The organism is Streptomyces tanashiensis (genome assembly GCF_014648895.1).
Classification (GTDB): Bacteria; Actinomycetota; Actinomycetes; order Streptomycetales; family Streptomycetaceae; genus Streptomyces; species Streptomyces tanashiensis.
In genome coordinates, this window is record NZ_BMRZ01000006.1 from 133,420 (window position 1) to 151,177 (window position 17,758).

19 protein-coding genes are annotated in these 17,758 nt (G+C 74.1%); 9 read left to right on the forward strand and 10 right to left on the reverse strand.

What is annotated here, in order from left to right; genetic code table 11:
• Nucleotides 1-83 precede the first annotated feature (83 nt).
• Nucleotides 84-920 carry a formate dehydrogenase accessory sulfurtransferase FdhD gene (gene fdhD, locus IE237_RS20455; protein WP_189803491.1) on the forward strand — a complete coding sequence of 279 codons (837 nt, stop codon included), beginning with the start codon at nucleotides 84-86 and terminating at the stop codon, nucleotides 918-920.
• Here the strand turns inward: fdhD and IE237_RS20460 are convergent.
• The 3 genes from IE237_RS20460 to IE237_RS20470 form a co-directional block, all read right to left on the reverse strand.
• Nucleotides 917-1,300: a (2Fe-2S) ferredoxin domain-containing protein gene (locus tag IE237_RS20460; protein ID WP_189803492.1), complete on the reverse strand. Its 384-nt coding sequence runs from the start codon at nucleotides 1,298-1,300 to the stop codon at nucleotides 917-919. The two genes, fdhD and IE237_RS20460, sit on opposite strands and share 4 nt — an antisense overlap.
• The gene (locus IE237_RS20465) at nucleotides 1,297-1,818 is read right to left on the reverse strand and encodes an isochorismatase family protein (RefSeq protein ID WP_189803493.1); all 522 of its coding nucleotides are present in this window, start codon (nucleotides 1,816-1,818) and stop codon (nucleotides 1,297-1,299) included. Before IE237_RS20465 ends, IE237_RS20460 begins: the two co-directional genes overlap by 4 nt.
• 75 nt (nucleotides 1,819-1,893) lie before the next feature.
• Nucleotides 1,894-2,976: a bile acid:sodium symporter family protein gene (locus IE237_RS20470; RefSeq protein ID WP_189803494.1), complete on the reverse strand. Its 1,083-nt coding sequence runs from the start codon at nucleotides 2,974-2,976 to the stop codon at nucleotides 1,894-1,896.
• Between the two features lie 122 nt (nucleotides 2,977-3,098).
• On the opposite strand from IE237_RS20470, the gene IE237_RS20475 reads away from it, so the two are divergent.
• From IE237_RS20475 to IE237_RS20485, 3 genes are all read left to right on the forward strand, one after another.
• Complete coding sequence (locus IE237_RS20475) at nucleotides 3,099-3,965, forward strand: LysR substrate-binding domain-containing protein (protein ID WP_189803495.1); 867 nt, start codon at nucleotides 3,099-3,101, stop codon at nucleotides 3,963-3,965.
• A gap of 300 nt (nucleotides 3,966-4,265) precedes the next feature.
• On the forward strand, nucleotides 4,266-6,089 hold the full coding sequence (locus IE237_RS20480) for an AMP-dependent synthetase/ligase (protein ID WP_189803496.1): 1,824 nt from the start codon (nucleotides 4,266-4,268) through the stop codon (nucleotides 6,087-6,089).
• Between the two features lie 257 nt (nucleotides 6,090-6,346).
• Complete coding sequence (locus IE237_RS20485; protein ID WP_189803685.1) at nucleotides 6,347-7,141, forward strand: aldo/keto reductase; 795 nt, start codon at nucleotides 6,347-6,349, stop codon at nucleotides 7,139-7,141.
• 49 nt (nucleotides 7,142-7,190) lie between these two features.
• Here the strand turns inward: IE237_RS20485 and IE237_RS20490 are convergent, their stop codons facing one another.
• Entirely contained in the window at nucleotides 7,191-8,465 is a 1,275-nt protein-coding gene (locus tag IE237_RS20490) for an SUKH-4 family immunity protein (protein WP_189803497.1), read from the reverse strand.
• Nucleotides 8,466-8,619: 154 nt separating this feature from the next.
• Here IE237_RS20490 and IE237_RS20495 point away from each other — a divergent pair, with 154 nt between their 5' ends.
• On the forward strand, nucleotides 8,620-9,084 hold the full coding sequence (locus IE237_RS20495) for an RICIN domain-containing protein (RefSeq protein WP_189803498.1): 465 nt from the start codon (nucleotides 8,620-8,622) through the stop codon (nucleotides 9,082-9,084).
• 18 nt (nucleotides 9,085-9,102) lie between these two features.
• Here IE237_RS20495 and IE237_RS20500 read toward each other — a convergent pair whose 3' ends face one another.
• Together IE237_RS20500 and IE237_RS20505 are read right to left on the reverse strand one after the other, a co-directional pair.
• Nucleotides 9,103-10,032 (reverse strand): class I SAM-dependent methyltransferase, encoded by a 930-nt coding sequence (locus IE237_RS20500; protein WP_189803499.1) that lies wholly within the window; start codon nucleotides 10,030-10,032, stop codon nucleotides 9,103-9,105.
• Between the two features lie 98 nt (nucleotides 10,033-10,130).
• The gene (locus IE237_RS20505; RefSeq protein ID WP_189803500.1) at nucleotides 10,131-11,063 is read right to left on the reverse strand and encodes an AraC family transcriptional regulator; all 933 of its coding nucleotides are present in this window, start codon (nucleotides 11,061-11,063) and stop codon (nucleotides 10,131-10,133) included.
• A gap of 105 nt (nucleotides 11,064-11,168) precedes the next feature.
• On the opposite strand from IE237_RS20505, the gene IE237_RS20510 reads away from it, so the two are divergent.
• Nucleotides 11,169-12,023 carry a Rossmann-fold NAD(P)-binding domain-containing protein gene (locus IE237_RS20510; protein ID WP_189803501.1) on the forward strand — a complete coding sequence of 285 codons (855 nt, stop codon included), beginning with the start codon at nucleotides 11,169-11,171 and terminating at the stop codon, nucleotides 12,021-12,023.
• A gap of 9 nt (nucleotides 12,024-12,032) precedes the next feature.
• Here the strand turns inward: IE237_RS20510 and IE237_RS20515 are convergent, their stop codons facing one another.
• The gene (locus tag IE237_RS20515; RefSeq protein ID WP_189803502.1) at nucleotides 12,033-12,983 is read right to left on the reverse strand and encodes a helix-turn-helix transcriptional regulator; all 951 of its coding nucleotides are present in this window, start codon (nucleotides 12,981-12,983) and stop codon (nucleotides 12,033-12,035) included.
• Nucleotides 12,984-13,022: 39 nt separating this feature from the next.
• On the opposite strand from IE237_RS20515, the gene IE237_RS20520 reads away from it, so the two are divergent.
• Nucleotides 13,023-13,502, forward strand: a complete 480-nt coding sequence (locus IE237_RS20520; RefSeq protein WP_189803503.1) for a hypothetical protein — start codon at nucleotides 13,023-13,025, stop codon at nucleotides 13,500-13,502.
• Nucleotides 13,503-13,566: 64 nt separating this feature from the next.
• Here the strand turns inward: IE237_RS20520 and IE237_RS20525 are convergent, their stop codons facing one another.
• Both IE237_RS20525 and IE237_RS20530 read right to left on the reverse strand, forming a co-directional pair.
• Nucleotides 13,567-14,313 (reverse strand): class I SAM-dependent methyltransferase, encoded by a 747-nt coding sequence (locus IE237_RS20525; protein ID WP_229842787.1) that lies wholly within the window; start codon nucleotides 14,311-14,313, stop codon nucleotides 13,567-13,569.
• A 21-nt stretch (nucleotides 14,314-14,334) separates the two neighbouring features.
• Nucleotides 14,335-14,640: a 4a-hydroxytetrahydrobiopterin dehydratase gene (locus IE237_RS20530; protein ID WP_189803504.1), complete on the reverse strand. Its 306-nt coding sequence runs from the start codon at nucleotides 14,638-14,640 to the stop codon at nucleotides 14,335-14,337.
• A 95-nt stretch (nucleotides 14,641-14,735) separates the two neighbouring features.
• Between IE237_RS20530 and IE237_RS20535 the strand changes: the two genes are divergently transcribed.
• Nucleotides 14,736-15,557: a helix-turn-helix domain-containing protein gene (locus tag IE237_RS20535; protein ID WP_189803505.1), complete on the forward strand. Its 822-nt coding sequence runs from the start codon at nucleotides 14,736-14,738 to the stop codon at nucleotides 15,555-15,557.
• A gap of 3 nt (nucleotides 15,558-15,560) precedes the next feature.
• Here the strand turns inward: IE237_RS20535 and IE237_RS20540 are convergent, their stop codons facing one another.
• Nucleotides 15,561-15,986, reverse strand: a complete 426-nt coding sequence (locus IE237_RS20540) for a hypothetical protein (RefSeq protein ID WP_189803506.1) — start codon at nucleotides 15,984-15,986, stop codon at nucleotides 15,561-15,563.
• Between the two features lie 239 nt (nucleotides 15,987-16,225).
• Here IE237_RS20540 and IE237_RS20545 point away from each other — a divergent pair, with 239 nt between their 5' ends.
• Entirely contained in the window at nucleotides 16,226-17,434 is a 1,209-nt protein-coding gene (locus IE237_RS20545; protein WP_189803507.1) for a low temperature requirement protein A, read from the forward strand.
• Nucleotides 17,435-17,758: the final 324 nt, after the last annotated feature.

Sequence of the window (17,758 nt, forward strand, 5' to 3'; positions counted from 1 at the left end):
CGTTCGGAGGAGGAGTGTGGCGGAGAATGGGGCGGTCAGGGCCTTCCCGGCCTTCCCTGCGGAGAGAATCGAGTGCGGTCACGATGGGACGGGTCACCGAGCGACGGCGTGTCCTGCGGATCAGGGGCGGTGCGGTCAACAGCCGGCCGGACACCCTGGTGGCGGAGGAGCCGCTGGAGATCCGGCTGAACGGGCGGCCGATCGCGATCACCATGCGCACACCGGGCGACGACTTCGCCCTCGCGGCCGGTTTCCTGGTGAGCGAAGGGGTCCTGGCGGCGGCGTCGGACGTGCGGAACATCGTGTACTGCGCGGGCGCCACGGACGACGGCCGGAACACGTACAACGTGGTGGACGTGCAGCTGGCCCCCGGGGTGACGGTCCCGGACATCACGCTGGAGCGGAACGTCTACACGACGTCCTCGTGCGGGCTGTGCGGCAAGGCGAGCCTGGACGCGGTCCGCACCACGGCCCGCTTCCCGATCGCCGACACTCCCCCGGTCCGGCTGACCCCCGAGCTGCTCTCGCTGCTCCCGGAGCGGCTGCGGGCCGCGCAGCGGGTCTTCGACTCGACCGGCGGGCTGCACGCGGCGGCGCTGTTCACGGAGGACGGCGAGCTGCTCGACGTACGGGAGGACGTCGGCCGGCACAACGCCGTGGACAAGCTCGTCGGGCGGGCGCTGCGCGAGGGGCTGCTGCCGCTGGAGCGGGCAGTGCTGCTCGTGTCGGGGCGGGCCTCGTTCGAGCTGGCGCAGAAGGCGGTGATGGCGGGGATCCCGGTGCTCGCCGCGGTGTCCGCGCCGTCCTCGCTCGCCGTGGACCTGGCCGCCGAGACGGGCCTGACGCTGGTCGGCTTCCTGCGCGGGCCGGACATGAACGTGTACGCGGGCGAGCACCGGATCGACGTGAAGGCTCCCTAGTTCTTCGGCGGGTCGATCATCTGGAGGGCGAGGGTGGCCGGTGGCGGGCTGACGCCGGGGCCGCCGGCCTCGGTCCAGGCGAGGACCTCGTCGAGGCAGTCGTCGTCCGCGCTCCAGCCGATCCAGGCGGCCCGGCCGCCCCGGCGCCGTCCCTCGGTGGAGGGCTGGACGACGAGGACGTTGGCCTGGGCGCAGGGACCGAGACAGTCGCTGGTACGGACGAGCAGGCGGCCCCCGGAGGCCGCGGCGGCCGCGCGCAGGCGGGCCAGCTGGCCCGCGTGGTCCATGCCCGGGTTCTTGCGGGGGTCGCCGCAGCAGCAGCCCCGGCAGACGACCAGGGAGCAGGGGCGGGCCCCGTACCGTATCGGGACCGGGGTCACTCGGGGCCGCCCAGGGTGATCGCGGAGGCGGCGGCGACCGTGCCGAGGCGCGGGAAGTCGAGGTCGACGGAGGCGCGGTGCTCGTCGGCGGTGAGGGCGGCCATGGCGTCCTCGGCGAAGACCAGCTCGTAGCCCAGGTCGCAGGCGGCGCGGGCCGTGGACTCCACGCCGAGGTTGGTGGCGATGCCGCCGAGGACCAGGGTGGTCGCGCCGAGTCCGGCGAGCAGCTCGTGGAGGCCGGTGTCCTGGAAGCCGCCGATGGTGCGCTTGACGACGACGTGGTCACCGTCCCGGACGAGGTCGGGGACGAGCTCGCTGCCGGGCGGCTGGGTGTCGACGTGGGGCCGCTCGACGCGGATGTGGACGACGGGCGCGCCGGCGTCCCGGAAGGCGTCGGCGAGGCGGGCGGACGCGGCGAGGACGTCGGTGCCGGGACGGGGGGCGAGGGGCAGCGCGACGATGCGTTCCATCAGGTCGACGAGGACCAGCGCGGTGCTGCCGGGATCGAGTGCGGGCATGGGAGCACCGTAGCGGCCCGGATGATCATCACGGGTGGGGCGTGGGCGTGATCCGGCCGACAGACCGCACCGGGGTCACGTGCCGGTCGACGGGACCTCGGGGGCGGGTACGGCTCCGGGGGCGGCGGCCGCCGCGGGCGTCCCCGGGATCCCGGCGGGCTCCGGATCGCGCGAACGGCGCTTCGCGATGACCGCGCAGACCATCAGCTGCATCTGGTGGAAGAGCATCAGCGGGAGCACGGCGAGGGAGGCCTGGGGGCCGAAGAGGACGCTCGCCATCGGCAGCCCGGCGGCCAGGCTCTTCTTGGAGCCGGCGAACTGGATGGCGATCCGGTCGGCCCGGCCGAAGCCGAGACGCCCGGCCCCGTACCAGGTCAGGGCCAGCATCAAAGCGAGGAGCACGGCCTCGACGGCGAGCAGCGTGCCGAGCCGCGCGGGGGTCACCAGGTGCCAGATGCCGGCGACCATGCCCTGGCTGAAGGCGGTGTGGACGACGAGGAGGATCGACCCCCGGTCGACGTGTCCGAGGACCTTCTTGTGGCGGACCAGGAAGGCTCCGACCCAGCGGCGCAGGATCTGCCCGGCCAGGAACGGCACGAGGAGTTGGAGCACGATCTTCAGGAGCGCGTCGGCGGAGAGGCCGCCCGCGCTGTTCCCGAGGAGCAGGGCCGCGAGCAGCGGGGTGAGGACGATGCCGGCGAGCGAGGAGAACGAGCCGGCACAGATCGCGGCGGGCACGTTGCCCCGGGCGATCGACGTGAACGCGATGGAGGACTGGATGGTGGACGGCACCAGACAGAGGAAGAGGAAGCCGCTGTAGAGCTGGGGGGTGAGGACGCCGGGCACGAGGCCGCGCGCGGCGAGGCCGAGGAGCGGGAAGAGCAGGAAGGTGGCGCCGAGGACGGTGAGGTGGAGCCGCCAGTGCTTGAGGCCGTCGAGGGCCTCGCGGGTGGAGAGCCGGGCCCCGTAGAGGAAGAAGAGCAGGGCGACGGCCCCGGTCGACGCGCCTTCCGTGACGCTCGCGGCGGCCCCGGAGGCGGGGAGGAGCGCGGCGAGGGCGACCGTGCCGAGCAGGGCGAGGACGTACCCGTCGACGGGCAGCCGGGACGGCAGGCGGAGGGGACGGCGGGCGGTGCGGCCGGTCGTGCGGGGGGTCATGGGCTCCACTGCTCTGTGTACTGCGGGGTGGGTCGCGCCCGTCCATCCTGCTCCACGGGCCGGTGATCGGGAATCCCGTACAGTGCTCTGACTGTCATCACGGTTCGCGATAGCCTCGGGGGGTGTACGAGCCCACCCAGCTGCGCACCTTCCTCGCCGTGGCCCAGACGCTGAGCTTCACGCGGGCCGCGGACCGTCTCGGGCTGCGCCAGTCCACCGTCAGCCAGCACGTGCGGCGCCTGGAGGAGGCGACGGGCCGTCCGCTGTTCGCCCGGGACACGCACCGCGTGGAGCTGACGGAGGACGGCGAGGCGATGCTCGGCTTCGCGCGCACGATCCTCCAGGCGCACGAGCGGGCGGCGGCCTTCTTCGGCGGGACGCGGCTGCGGGGGCGGCTGCGGTTCGGCGCGTCGGAGGACTTCGTGACGACGCGGCTGCCGGAGATCCTGGAGTCCTTCCGGCGCGAGCACCCGGAGGTCGACCTGGAGCTGACGGTCGAACTGTCCGGGACGCTCCAGGCCCGGCTGGCGGCCGGCCGGCTGGATCTGATCCTGGCCAAGCGGCGCGGGACGGAGAGCGAGGGCCGGCTCGTGTGGGAGGACACGCTCGTCTGGATCGGGGCGCCGGGGCTGCGGCTCGACCCGGACCGTCCGGTGCCGCTGATCCTGTACCCGCCGCCGGGGATCACCCGGGCGCGGGCCCTGGAGGCCCTGGAGGCGCAGGGCAGGGCGTGGCGGATCGCGTGCACGAGTTCCAGCCTGAGCGCGAACGTGGCGGCGGCCCGCGCGGGGCTCGGGGTCATGGCGCACACACGGGGCCTGGTGCCGCCGGGGCTCGTGCCGGTGCCGGCCCGCGCGGGGCTTCCGGAGCTCGGGGACGTGGGTTTCGTGCTCCGCAGGGGGCGCCGGGGCGGGGAGACCCAGGAGGCGGCGGACGCCCTCGCGGAGGCGATCCTGGCGGGCGGCGACCGGCTGCACCGCCCCCGCTGAGCGGACGGCGAGAAGGCGCCACCGGGGCGCTTCGGGTGCGGGGCGTGAGCGGCCGGTACAGATTCCGTGGAGATTCGCGCCCGCCGGACGTACCGTCCGGTCGGCAACGACCCCGGGACACCCTCGACTTGGCCGCCTCACCAGTCCTGACCTGTGAGAACGCGGAATGTCCCGGCTTGGTGAAGGCCCTCCCGCCGACCGGTCCCGTGGGGTACCGTCACCGGCGCCGTACGGAGTGCGACAACGGGCTTTTCCAGCCACCGGGCCGTCGAAGCCACCGAGCCGTCGAGGAGCAGGTCAGTGCGCGAGTTCACCGTGCCGCCCGTCGAGGCGGCGCCTCAGGTCGGCGGTCTGGCGGACGCCGTGTTCGAGCACGCCCTCGCCGATCCGGGCCGGATCGCCTTCGGCCGGAAGGGCCCGGACGGGGAGTGGCGCGACGTGACCGCGGCGCGGTTCCGGGACGAGGTCCTGGGCCTCGCGAAGGGACTGATCGCGGAGGGCGTGCGGTTCGGCGACCGGGTCGCGATCATGGCCCGGACCCGGTACGAGTGGACGCTCTTCGACTTCGCGCTGTGGACGCTGGGCGCGCAGCCCGTGCCGATCTATCCGACCTCCTCCGCCGAGCAGGTCTTCTGGATGCTGCACGACGCCGAGGTCACGGCGTGCGTGGTGGAGCACGAGGACCACGCGATGACGATCGGCTCGGTGATCGACCGGCTGCCCCGGCTCCAGCGGCTGTGGCAGCTGGACGCGGACGCGGTGGGCGAGCTGACGGCGGCGGGCACGGAGATCGACGAGGAGGTCGTGCACCGGCACCGGCGGGCGGTCACCCCGGAGACGGTGGCGACGATCATCTACACCTCGGGGACGACCGGCCGCCCCAAGGGCTGTGTGATCAGCCACGCGAACCTGATGTTCGAGACGGACATGGTGATGGGCCGCTGGGAGCCGGTGTTCCGCTCCCGGTCCGACGAGCCGGCCTCGACGCTGCTGTTCCTGCCGCTGGCGCACGTCTTCGGGCGGATGGTGGAGGTGGCCGCGGTCCGGGGCGGGGTGAAGCTGGGGCACCAGCCGGTGATGGCGGCGGCCGAGCTGCTGCCGGACCTGGTGTCGTTCCGGCCGAGTTTCGTGCTCGCCGTGCCGTACGTCTTCGAGAAGGTCTTCCGCGCGGCCCGCCGCAAGGCGGAGAGCGAGGGGAAGGCGGGCCCCTTCGACAAGGCCGTGGAGGTGGCGGTCGCGTACGCGGAGGCGCTGGAGCAGAAGGTCTTCGGGACGGGTCCGGGGCCCTCGGCGGCGCTGCGCGTGCAGCACCAGTTCTTCGAGAAGACGGTGTACGGCAAGGTGCGGGCGGCCCTGGGCGGGCGGGTGCGGCACGCGATGTCGGGCGGTTCGGCCATGGACCGCAGGCAGGGGCTGTTCTTCGCGGGCGCGGGGATCACGGTCTTCGAGGGGTACGGGCTGACCGAGTCCTCGGCCGCCGCCACGGCGAATCCGCCCGGGCGGACCAAGTACGGCACCGTGGGCCAGCCGGTCCCCGGGACGACGGTCCACATCGCGGAGGACGGCGAGGTGTGGCTGCACGGCGGCCAGGTCTTCTCCGGCTATCTGAACGCTCCGGAGGCGACGGCCGCCGTCCTCAACGACGGCTGGCTGGCCACCGGGGACATCGGCGCCCTCGACGCGGACGGCTATCTGACGATCACCGGGCGGAAGAAGGAGATCCTGGTGACCTCGGGCGGCAAGAGCGTCTCGCCCACCGCCCTGGAGGAGCGGGTGCGGGCGCATCCGCTGATCGCCCAGTGCATCGTGGTCGGCAACGACCGGCCGTACATCGCGGCTCTCGTGACGGTCGACCAGGAGGCGGTGGAGCACTGGCTCGCGATGCAGGGGCGGGCGCCGCTGTCCCCGGCCGAGCTGGTGCGCGATCCGGCTCTGGAGACGGAGATCCGGCGGGGGGTCGTGGCGGCGAACACGCTGGTCTCGCAGGCGGAGTCGATCCGGACGTTCCGGATCCTGGCCCATCCGTTCAGCGAGGAGCACGGGCTGCTCACCCCGTCGCTGAAGCTGAAGCGGAAGGCGATCGAGCGAGCGTACGCGACGGAGGTCGCGGCGCTGTACGGCTGAGGGAAGGCGGTGCGGGGGCCGGAGGACGGCGTGGCGGGGGCCGGAGGACGCGGGGCGGCACCGGAGGAGCGCGGCGCGGGGCGGGAGGGACGCGGTGGGGGCCGGAGGAATTCCGGGCGGTCCGTGATCGTTGACCGAGAGTACCCGGGTACCCGTATGCCCGGTACGACTCGTACGACCCGCGACGACGTAAGGATCCACCCGACGTGAGCACGGACAGCAACGTTCCCTCGGTCACCCTGAACAACGGCGTGAGCATGCCGCAGCTGGGCTTCGGTGTCTGGCAGGTGCCGGACGACGAGGCGACGGCGGCCGTGACGACGGCCCTGGAGGCCGGGTACCGCTCGATCGACACCGCCGCGATCTACGCGAACGAGCGGGGCACGGGCCGTGCCGTCGCCGACTCGGGGATCGCCCGCGAGGAGCTGTTCGTCACCACGAAGCTGTGGAACAGCGAGCAGGGCCACGACTCGACCCTCCGCGCCTTCGACGCCTCGCTCGACAAGCTGGGGCTCGACTACGTCGACCTGTACCTGATCCACTGGCCGGTGCCGGCGAAGGACGCGTACGTCGACACGTACCGGGCCTTCGAGAAGATCCTCGCGGACGGGCGCGCGAAGGCGATCGGCGTCTCGAACTTCCTCCCGGAGCACCTGGAGCGGCTGATCGGCGAGACCTCGGTCGTGCCGGCCGTCAACCAGATCGAGCTGCACCCGCAGCTGTCCCAGGCCGCGTCGCGCGAGGCGCACGCCCGGTACGGCATCGCGACCGAGGCGTGGTCGCCGCTCGGCCAGGGCAAGGGGCTCCTGGACGTCCCGGCGATCGTCGCGATCGGCCGCAAGCACGGGCGGACGCCGGCCCAGGTGGTGCTGCGCTGGCACCTCCAGCTGGGGAACGTGGTGATCCCGAAGTCGGTCACCCCCTCGCGCATCCGCGAGAACATCGACGTCTTCGGCTTCGAGCTGGACGCCGAGGACCTGGCGGCGATCGCCGCCCTCGACGAGAGCCGCCGTCTGGGCCCGAACCCGGCGGAGTTCAACGTCGGCGCCTGAAGGAGGCGGAGGGGGTGGGGCCGGCGCGGCGCGTCGGCGGTGCGCCGGCTCAGTAACCGTCCACGCCGAGCTCGGTGATCGAGGCGAAGAGGTGCTCCCACACCCCGGCGCCGGGCGCACCGTCGGTCAGCGGCCCGGCGTCCACCTCGGTCATCGCCCGGAGGAACGTCTTCACGCCCTCCTCCCCCGGGTACGGGTCCCAGCAGACGCCCATGTGACGGCGGACGCCCTCGAGGAACCGGACGAAGGACTCCAGGTCGCGAACGAGCGGGAAGACGGCGTCGCCGCCGGGGCCGTGGCTGCCGTCCGGCTGGCGCAGGCCGACGGCGCCGGTCCCGGGGTGGACGAGGACCTCCCCGGGGTCGCAGTACCCGAGGTCGAACTCCCCCACGCGCAACAGGCCCTCGGGGCCCGGGGCCAGCAGCTCGGCGGCGAGCGCGAAGGACGTGACGCCGGCCGCCCAGTGGCGGGGCAGTCCGGCCTCGGTGAGCAGCTCCCTGGTCGGTGCGTGCGTGAGGGCGGCGGGCAGCTCGGCCGCCGGGACGCGGAGCACCCCGGAGGGGCCGAAGACCCCGTCGAGCCGGGCCGCGGTGAGCGGTCCGTCCGTGTTCCTCGTGCCGGGCCGGAACCACGGACCGCCGTCCGTCGGTGCCGGGCCCGAGGAATCGGCCCCGCCCGTCGGCCAGTCGGCGAGAGCCGTGTCGTTCCGCTCCACCACCGCCACTCCGCGCGCGTCGAGAAAGACGTGGCGGCCGCCGTCCAGTGGGATCGGCTCCTCCCAGCCGTCGGGGCCGCGCAGCGCCCAGGACGCGTCGTCGGCGTCGAACAGCCAGGGCCCGTCCGGCTCGTGCTCCTCGTACGGTTCGGCCGTGCCCTCGGCGGGGGCGGGCCGGGGCCGGCCGGTGGCGAGGTCGAACCAGGCGTCCTCGCACCACAGGGCCCAGACCTTCAGGAGCGGGGTGCCCCCGGCCTCGTACACCTCGGCGGAGCGGTCGCCGCTGAGGTTCGGCGCGGCCTCGTGGGCGCCGACCGGCCGCCACCAGGCCCACACCGTCCGCCACGGCAGCCCCGGTTCGGCGGCGGCCACACGCTCGGCGTACTCCCGGTGGCCGAGGACGGTCGCCGCGAACTGCAGCCAGGAGGCGAACTCGGCGGAGGTCACCGGGGCGCTCCCGAACACCGCCTCGGCCTGGGTGAACACCTCGCGGCCGACGCCGCCTTGCTCCTCCGGCAGGGCGTCGATGCGGGCACGGAGCTCGGCGCGGTCGTGGCGCAGGACCTCGGCGGGGTCGTCGAGCAGGGTACGGAGATCGGGTTCGGTCACCCGCCCATCGTGCCGGCCGGCCGGGCCGGGAGGGGCGGCGGCCGGGGCCGTTGTCGTACCCGGGACGTAGGGTCGAGGACGGCCCCCGAGGGGTGCGGCGCGGTGCTGAGGACCGCGCGGCGCGGCTGCGCGGCGAGATGAAGGAGTCGGTACGGTGAGCGGTGCCCCGGAGCCCGTCGAGGCGGGCCTCTACCGGGTACGGAACGTGGCGAGCGGGCTGCTCCTGGAGGTGTACCAGGGGTCGGGCCGCAGCGGCGCGAAGGTGCAGCAGGGCACCGGGAACGGAACTCCCGGGCAGCACTGGCACATCACGCCCGTGCCGAACGGCGGCGGGCTCCACCACCTGGTCAACGCGGCGAGCGGCAAGCGGCTCGACGTCGCGAACGCGTCCACGGAGAACGGCGCCCCCGTCCAGCAGTGGAGGGCGAACAACTTCGGCGCGCAGGAGTGGATCATCGAGCAGGACCTCCAGTCGCCGGGGACCGTGGCCCTGGTGAGCTTCGTCAGCGGCCTCCTCCTGGAGGTCGCCGACGAGTCGACGGAGGACGGGGGCGGCGTCCGGCAGTGGGAGGACACCGACTCGCCGTTCCAGTGGTGGCGGCTGGAGCCGGTGTCCTGACCCGGACGGCTCGGGGGCTCAGCCCTTGCGGGCGGTGTGGACCGTGTGCGCGGTGAGGTGGAACAGGTCCGTGCGGTGGTGCAGGGAGAGCGGGTCGGCCGGGTCGAGCAGCCGGTCGAGCGTCTCCTTGTCGTCGGCGTCGAGCCGGGCCGCCAGACCGTCGCGCAGGCGACCGTAGTGGGCGAGGGCCAGCTCCCGGACGGCCGGGGCGACCGGCGCGGGAACGTCGACGAGGAACGTGCGGGTGCCGGCCGGGGTGAGGCCGGCGCCGGCGAGCAGGGCCCGCCAGTCGTCCGGCTCGTCCTTGGCCTCCGGGAGCTCGGCGCGCATCTCGCCGAACCAGGTGGCGTGGGCGGCGTCGAGCCGGGCTTCCAGGCCGGGCCTGCCGATCCCGATGTGCTGGGGCAGGTGCCGCCGGGGCAGACCGCCCTCGACGAGGACCATCAGGCCGCCGGGGTTCAGGAGGCCGGCGAACTCCGCGAGGGCGGCGCCCTGGTCGCCTATGTGGTGCAGGGAGTTGCCGGCCCAGATGAGGTCGGCGTTCCCCAGGGTGCCGATGTCCGCGGGGAGTTCGGCGTGGAGGGTGGAGACGCGGGCTCCGAGGCCGCGGGCCTCGGCGCGGGCCCGGGCCCGGGCGAGGAGCTCGGGGGCGCCGTCGACGGCGACGGTCTCGGCGGCCGGGAACGCCTCGGCGAGCAGGCCGGTCACCACACCGGGTCCGCTGCCGACGTCGAGGATCCGGCGGACGCCCTGGACCGGCGCGAGGGTGCCGAGCCAGGCGGCGGCCTCCCCGTAGGCGGGGCTCGCGATCTCGGCCTGCCGCTCCAGGAGCGAGGCCAAGTCGCTCCAGTCGAGGTGGGTGCCGTCGTGGTGGTGGCCGTGGCCCTGCTGGTGGCCGTGGCCCTCGCCGTGCGAGTGGCCGGGGTGGGACGCGTGATGCTGGCTCATGGCTCCCAGGGTGCGACGGGACGGCCGGAAGCGCGAGAAATGTTGCCGGTCTGGCAACAATGCACGGCACCCTCGCCCGACGTGATCTCCCGGTGCCGTCAGCCGCGCCCCCGGTGTTCCTGCGGGCTGATGCCCCGTACGCGTTTGAAGGCGGCGCTCAGGGCGAAGGCGCCGCTGTAGCCGACCTGGCGGGCGACGGACTCGACGGTGGCGTCGGTCTCGCGGAGCAGGTCGGCGGCGAGCGCGAGCCGCCATCCGGTGAGGTACGCCATCGGGGGCTCCCCGACGAGTTCGGTGAACCGGCGGGCGAGCGCGGCCCGGGAGACTCCCGACTTCGTGGCGAGCGAGGCGACGGTCCACGGGTGGGCGGGGTCGTTCTGGAGCAGCCGGAGGGCCCGGCCGACCACGGGGTCGCCCATCGCGCGGTACCAGGCGGGGGCCTCGGCGCCCGGCCGGGAGAACCAGGCGCGGACGGCGGCGATGAGGAGCAGGTCGAGGACCCGGTCGAGGACGACGCTCTGGCCGGGTTCGTCGCGGGAGATCTCCTCGTCGAGGAAGGGCATGAGGGGGCAGTTCCACACCTCGGCGGGCAGGTGCACCAGGCGCGGCAGGGCGTCGAGGAGTCTGCGGCCGACCTCGCCGTCCATGAGGTAGGTGCCGACGAGGACCGTGGTGCCGCCGTCGGGGGCGTTGCCCCAGGTGCGGACGCCGAGGCGCATGGACTGGGAGAGCGGCTCCCCGGAGAGGGTGGTGCATCCGCCGTCGGGGCCGATCCTGGCGTGGGGCGGGGCCTCGGGGGTGTGGGCGACGGTGTACGGCTCGGGGCCGCGGGCGATGGCGATGTCCCCGGGGCGGAGCAGGACGGGTGTCCCGGTGTCGGGGACGATCCAGGCCTCGCCGTCGGTCACGCACATGAGGCAGATCGGGGCCTCGTCCTCGATGCGCACGGACCACGGCGGCTCCATGATCATGCGGAGCAGGAAGGCGCCCTTGGCGCGTGGCCCGTCGAGGAGTCCGGCGAGTGCGTCCATGGTGGGCAAGCGTAGGGCGTCGGCGGGGAGTTCCTGAGACGGATGCGTAGGCGGGTGAGACGGCAGAGCATGGGCGGGCGGGGCTCCGGGCGGGAGTCTTGAGCCATGACGACGCACACGGACAACACCCAGAACCCGCTGAACACGACGATCCTGGTGACGAGCGCCACCGGCAAGACCGGGCGGCGGGTGGCCGAGCGGCTGGCCGCCCGCGGAGTGCCGGTCCGGGCCGGGTCCCGGACCGGGGCTACGGTCTTCGACTGGGAGGCCCCGGAGACCTGGGCGCCCGCGCTGCGGGGCGCGGACGCCGCGTACGTGGCCTACTACCCGGACCTGGCGGCCCCCGGCGCGGTCGAGGCGATGGACGCCTTCGGCCGGCTGGCCGCGGAGAACGGGGTCCGGCGGCTCACCCTTCTCTCCGGGCGCGGGGAGCCGGAGGCGGTCCTGGCGGAGGAGGCCCTGCGGGCGGCGGCGTCCGGGGTCGAACTGACCGTCGTGCGGGCCTCGTTCTTCGCGCAGAACTTCTCCGAGGGGCTGCTGGCGGAGGGCGTCGCGGAGGGTGCGGTGGTCTTCCCCGCCGGTGACACGGCCGAGCCGTTCATCGACGCGGACGACCTGGCGGACGTCGTCGTGGAGACCCTGACGGCGGACGGGCACGCGGGGCGGGTGCACGAGGTGACGGGGCCCCGGCCGGTGGGGTTCGCGGAGGTGGCGGCGGCGATCTCCCGCGCCTCGGGCCGTCCGGTGGTCTACCAGGCGGTGTCCCCTGCCGAGTACGCCGGGCTGCTCGCCGGGTTCGGGCTCCCGGCCGGCGAGGCGGAGTGGCTCGCGGCGCTGTTCGCGACGCTCCTCGACGGGCACAACGCCTCGGCGACGGACGGGGTGAAGCGGATCCTGGGCCGCGAGCCGCGCTCCTTCGCCGACTTCGCGGCGGAGGCCTGGGGCGGGCCGGAGGCCTGACGGTTCCGGTCAGGCGTACCGGCGCGCCAGGGTCCGTACGGTCGCGGCGATGCGGTCGCGGAGGTCCTCGGGGGCGAGGACCTCCACCTCGGCGCCGAGTCCGAGGAAGGTGTCGTGGGCGTGTTCGGGCGATTCGACGGGGAGGACGGCGCGGGTCCAGCCGTCGGGTTCGGGGGTGCCGGTGGCGGCGAGTGCCCGGGCGGCTGCGCCGGTGAGCCGGGCGGCGCCGCGCGCGGAGATCCGTACGACGGCCTCGCCCTGGTGGAGCCGCCGGTGGAAGTCGGTCCGGCTCGCCCGCCAGTGCGCGGCGAGGTCGAAGTCCTCGGGGAGGACGGCCTCCTCGTCGGTGACGGTGAGGGCGAGGATCTGGTCGACGCGGTAGGTGCGGGGTCCGGGCCCGGCGACCAGGTACCAGCGGCCCGCCTTGAGGACGAGACCGTACGGTTCGAGGCGCCGGTCGACGTCGGTCGGTTCCTTCCAGCGCCGGTAGCGGACCTCCAGGACGCGTCCGGTGCGGACCGCGTCGGCGACCTCGGGCAGGAACGGGGCCTCGGCGCCCTCGTCGTACCAGCCGGGGGCGTCGATGTGGAAGCGGGCGGCGAGACGGTCGACGTGTTCGCGCAGGGCGGCCGGGAGGGCCGCGCGGAGTTTCAGCCGGGCGTCGGCGAAGTGCGGGCCGAGTCCGAGTCCTTCGGCGGCCCCGGGCATGCCGGCGAGGACCAGCGCCTCGGCCTCCTGGGCGAAGAGGCCGGTGAGGCGGGTGCGGCTGCCGGGCAGGAGGCGGTAGCCGCCGCGGTGTCCGGCGTCGCCGTAGAGGGGCACCCCGGCGGCGTGCAGTGCCTCGACGTCGCGGTAGACGGTGCGGACGGAGACCCCGAGCTCCTCGGCGAGCCGTCCGGCGGTCATCCGGCCGCCGGTCTGGAGCAGGAGCAGGATCGAGAGGAGACGGCTGGACTTCACTGACACAAGGTGTCAGTGAAGGGTTCCTACAGTCCAGCCATGGCTTTCGCAGAGAAGAATCTCCTCGCGCTGCCGCCGGTCGAGATCGGCGGGCGGCACCTCAAGCGCTACCACGTCACCGCCGGTTCCGCGGGCATCGAACCGGAGGTGGAGGAGGCGGCGTACGCGCTGCTTCCGGAGCTGTTGCCGGAGCCGGACGGCACCCCGGCGGCGGGCTTCGTGGTGCTGCACCGGGGCGGTGACAGCGGCGCGTACCTCAATGTGTACAGCTGGGTGTGGGACAACGTGCTCCACTTCGGCGGCGGGGCCGCCGGCCAGCCCGCCCTGGACTGCCCGGACACCGATCCGACGCACTTCGTCCGGGTCGACCGGTCGTGGATCGGCTGTGTGTGGGAGCTCGATCCGCTCGGGCACGAACGGAACGCCTGGGTGCGGCACATGCTGTCCCCGGAGACGCCGGATCTGGCCGGCTACCTCGGGGACGCGCTGCCCTCCGGTCCGACGGGGGCGGGCGCGTGACACACCGCGGTTTCGACTTCCTCGACGGCGCGCGACGTGTGGGTGACGAACCGGGTGACGGAGTTCAGCCGCGCCTGACGAAGCTCGCGAGCCGGTAGCGGGGGTCGGCTCGGGGGCGGTCCTGGTCCGGGAGGGCGGCCAGCTCGGCGGCGAGCGTCTCGACGGTCGCCGGGTCGCCGTCGAACCAGGAGGCGAAGTAGCCGGCGCGCAGCTTCCGGACGGTGTCGCGCGGGGTGCTGCCCTGTCCGTAGCCGGTGAAGCGGGTGCCGGGGGCGGGGTCGAGGCCGTGGGCGGCCGCGGACGCGGCGATCAGGTCGCCCCGGTCGGAGGCCGCGGCGGACGAGCGGTACGGGCCGAGGACCGCGTCGATGTCGCTGCCGACGTCGTGGGCCGCGTCCTTGTCGACGGTGGCGACGAGGACGCCGCCGGGGCGCAGCACCCGGGCGGCCTCGGCGACGATGTCCGCCGCGAAGGGGACGAGGTGCAGCAGCCAGACGGCCGCGACGGCGTCCAGGGAGGCTTCGGGCAGCGGCAGCCGCCGGGCGTCGGCGCGTACGGTGCGGCCGGGGGCCCGGCCGGCGGCGACCCGCGCCATGGCGTGGGCGGAGTCGGCGCCGTAGACGCGCAGGCCGGGCCGACCGAGGCGCTCGGTGACGAGGCCGGTGCCGCAGGCGAGGTCGAGCAGGGTGCGTGCGCCGGGCGGGACGAGTCGCAGGACGGCTTCGGCGGCCGCCTCGGCCCGGGGCACGCCGCCGCGGGTCCGGTCGTAGTGCGCTGCCTCTGCCTCGTAGTCGAGCACGGTCTCCCCCATGCCCGTGATCCTAATGAAGGGTCAGTTCGCGCCGTGGCCCGGGGCGATCCGTTCGACGCGGTCGGCGAGTTCGAAGTCCTTCTCGGTGACGGCGCCGCCGGCGGAGTGGGTGTTCACGGCGAGGGCGACCGTGTTGTAGCCGAGGGTGAGGTCGGAGTGGTGGTCGAGCTCCTGCTGGATCTGGGCCACGTGGACGACGAGCGCGGTCGCCGCGAAGTGGTCGCCGAGCCGGTAGGTCCGGGTGAGCCGGTCGGCGTCGACGGACCAGCCGGGGAGCTCCCTCAGGCGGTCCTCGATCTCCTTCTGCGACAGCGGCTGTGTGGGCACGGCGGTGCTCCCTCCGGTCGGGTGGTGCGCGGGGTGACGGACAGGGGCCCCGGGGGAGAACTACCCGGGGTCCCCCTCTGGGATACCGTCTGGCCATGACAACTGTCGTGACCGACACGGGGGTGGGGCCGCTGCTGCGCGGGTGGCGTGAGCAGCGGAGGCTGAGCCAGCTGGAGCTGGCGCTCCGCGCGGACTCCTCGGCGCGGCACATCTCGTTCGTGGAGACGGGCCGTTCCCGGCCGAGCGAGGAGATGGTCCTGAAGCTCGCCGAGCACCTGGAGGTGCCGGTGCGCGAGCGGAACGCGCTGCTGCTCGCGGCGGGATACGCGCCCCGGTACGCGGAGTCGCCGCTGGACGCGCCGCGTCTGGAGACGCTGCGCTGGGGCATCCGGCAGCTGCTCGACGGGTACGAGCCGTACCCGGCGCTCGTGGTCGACGGCACGTACACGGTGGTGGCGGCCAACCGGGGGATCGAGCTGCTGCTCGGCGGCGTTGCGGAGCATCTGCTGACCCCGCCGATGAACGCGATGCGGCTCACTCTGCACCCGGAGGGCCTGGCGCCCCGGATCCGGAACCTGCGGGAGTGGCGGGGCCACCTCCTGGCCCAGATGGAGCGTCAGATCGCGCTGGCCCGTTCGGAGCCGCTGCGGGAGCTGTACGAGGAGGTGGCGGCGTATCCGCTGCCGGAGCGGGTCGACCCGGAGGACCGGCCGGACGCGGAGCCGTATCCGTACTTCGCGCTGCCGCTGCGGATCGAGCACGACGGTCGGGTGCTGTCGTTCGTGTCGTCGATCTCGACGTTCAACACGCCGATGGACGTGACCGTCGCCGAGCTGGCCATCGAGACGTTCCTCCCGGCCGACCCGGAGACGGTCGCGTACCTGCGGTCGCTCGCCGCGTCCTCGACGGGCGGCTGAGCCTCAGCGGGTCGCGGACGCGGCGGCCCTGAGGGCGGCCCACTGGAGTCCGGCGAAACCGGCGACGGTGGCCGCCTGCATCGGGGTCCACAGCAGGCCGGCGGTGGTCGGCTCCAGCCAGGCCACGAGGGCGACGACGCTGAGGACGGCCCAGAGCACGTTGGCGTCGACGACGAGCTTCACGGCGAGCGCCGGGGGCTGCGGGCGGCTCGCGAGCCAGGCGACGCCCGCGGCGAACACGGTGAGGAAGACGCCGAGTTCGAGGAGGAGTCCCGCGTCGACGCCGAGGAGTTCGCCGAGGGGACCGGAGGCGGTGAGGTAGGCGATCCCGTTGGCCCCGGTGACGACGGCGTCGAGGGCGAGGAAGCGGCGCACCGCGGACTGGGGCCGGGTGGTGCGGGCGAGGCCGGCGAGCAGGGCCTGGGACATGACGGATCACCCTCCATAGGGGACGTTCGTGCTGGCGGTGGGCCCGGAGCCCGAGCGGAGTGCGCCGCCCGGGTTCCGGTGTCCCCGAGCATGCCGGGCGGCGCGGAGGGGGTCGATTACGCCGGAGGTAATGACGGAGGTCATGCCGGTCTCCGGACAGTCGTGTCGTCGCATCTCCGGTGTGAGTAGTCTTCGCGCCGGGGTGGCCGGAACCGGCGCCCTCAAGGGGGAGGACGCAGATGGCGTGGAACAGGGAACGGGCCCGCATGGTGGCCACCGAGGACGATCACAAGGTGACGCCCGCGGAGCTCTTCTTCGACCTGGTGTTCGTGTACGCGATCACCCAGGTCACCGCACTCATGGCGGCCGCGCCCTCGCCGATGCGGATGGTGGGTGCGATGGTCGTGCTCGCGCTGCTGTGGTGGTGCTGGTGCGCCTTCGCCTGGCTGGGCAATGTCGTACGGGCCGATTCCGGCGCCCTGTTCGGCGTCCTCGTCACCGTCATGGCCGTCGTCCTGATCGTGTCCCTGGCCGTGCCCGACGTCTTCACGGACGCGCCGGGCGGGCTCTCGGTGCCCCTGGTGTTCGTGCTCTGCTACGGCGCCGTGCGCACCCTGCACCTGACCTCGTACTGGCTGTCCAGCCCGGGTGACGCCGCGCTGCGGGTCACCCTGCGGCGTACGGCCATGGCGTCGGTGCTGCCGCCGCTGGTGCTGCTGCTGATCGGCTGCGCGTTCGACGGGAAGGTCCAACTCCTCTGGTGGCTGGGGGCGGTGGCCGTCGACTACGGCGGCATCTACGTCACCGGTTCCTCCGGCTGGCGGGTCAACTCCCCCGGGCACTTCGCCGAGCGGCACGGCCTGATCGTGATCATCGCCCTGGGCGAGTCGATCGTCGCGATGGGCGTCGGCGTCTCCGGATTCCCCCTCTCGTACGCCGTGCTCGGTGCCTCGGCCGCCGGACTGCTCCTCTCGGCCGGGCTGTGGCGGCTGTACTTCCGGCAGCTCGGCGAGGCCGCCGAGCACCGTCTCACGGCGCTCGACGGCGACGACCGCACCCGCTTCGCGCGGGACGTCTACACCTTCCTGCATCTGCCGCTGGTCGCGGGGGTCGTGCTCTGCGCGCTCGGGATGAAGAAGGTCCTCCAGCAGGTCGCCGACACCGGGCACTACGGTCTCGCCGAGCCGCTGCACGGCGTCGTGGCCTGGTCGCTGACCGGGGGTGTCGGCGTCTATCTGCTCGGCGCCGCCGCGATCGTGCTGCGCACCTCCGGCCGGCGGCCTACCGCGCTGGCCGTGGGCGGGGTGTGCTGCCTGGCGGCGGGCCCGCTGGTCGGCCTCGTCCCGGCCCTGGTGGCCCTCACGGCCCTCGCCGCGACGGCCGCGGTCCTCGTGGGGCTGCACACCAGGCGGGGCGGGCGGACGTTCACGGCCGTGGAAGCGGCCTGAGGACCCGGGCCGCCCGGTCCGGCCCCCGGGGTCGGACCGGGTGTGACCTGCGTCGATACGCGCGTCGGGTCGGCCGTAGGCCGGTGGTCGGGCGTAAGCCGGTGGCCGGGCGCAGGCCAATGGTCCGGCGCAGGCCAATGGTCGGGCGGGAGTCGTGCGCGGACGGGTGCCGGTGGTCGGGTGGGAGTCGGGGCGCGGGTCCGGCGTGGGTCCGGCGGGGCGATCGGGGCTGGTGTTCCGGTCGGTCGAGGTCGTCGGATCGGCCTCGTACGTCCGGACACCCGTGCGCGAACCGGATTCTCGCCGTGGCCCGCGCCGGGCCGT

Excerpts from the sequence above, each read along its gene's own strand:
- fdhD (WP_189803491.1), top strand. The coding sequence starts at position 84 with ATGGGACGGGTCACCGAGCGACGGCGTGTCCTGCGGATCAGGGGCGGT.
- IE237_RS20465 (WP_189803493.1), bottom strand. The coding sequence starts at position 1,818 with ATGCCCGCACTCGATCCCGGCAGCACCGCGCTGGTCCTCGTCGACCTG.
- IE237_RS20470 (WP_189803494.1), bottom strand. The coding sequence starts at position 2,976 with ATGACCCCCCGCACGACCGGCCGCACCGCCCGCCGTCCCCTCCGCCTG.
- IE237_RS20485 (WP_189803685.1), top strand. The coding sequence starts at position 6,347 with ATGCCGCAGCTGGGCTTCGGTGTCTGGCAGGTGCCGGACGACGAGGCG.
- IE237_RS20500 (WP_189803499.1), bottom strand. The coding sequence starts at position 10,032 with ATGAGCCAGCATCACGCGTCCCACCCCGGCCACTCGCACGGCGAGGGC.
- IE237_RS20505 (WP_189803500.1), bottom strand. The coding sequence starts at position 11,063 with ATGGACGCACTCGCCGGACTCCTCGACGGGCCACGCGCCAAGGGCGCC.
- IE237_RS20510 (WP_189803501.1), top strand. The coding sequence starts at position 11,169 with ATGACGACGCACACGGACAACACCCAGAACCCGCTGAACACGACGATC.
- IE237_RS20520 (WP_189803503.1), top strand. The coding sequence starts at position 13,023 with ATGGCTTTCGCAGAGAAGAATCTCCTCGCGCTGCCGCCGGTCGAGATC.
- IE237_RS20525 (WP_229842787.1), bottom strand. The coding sequence starts at position 14,313 with ATGGGGGAGACCGTGCTCGACTACGAGGCAGAGGCAGCGCACTACGAC.
- IE237_RS20535 (WP_189803505.1), top strand. The coding sequence starts at position 14,736 with ATGACAACTGTCGTGACCGACACGGGGGTGGGGCCGCTGCTGCGCGGG.
- IE237_RS20540 (WP_189803506.1), bottom strand. The coding sequence starts at position 15,986 with ATGTCCCAGGCCCTGCTCGCCGGCCTCGCCCGCACCACCCGGCCCCAG.
- IE237_RS20545 (WP_189803507.1), top strand. The coding sequence starts at position 16,226 with ATGGCGTGGAACAGGGAACGGGCCCGCATGGTGGCCACCGAGGACGAT.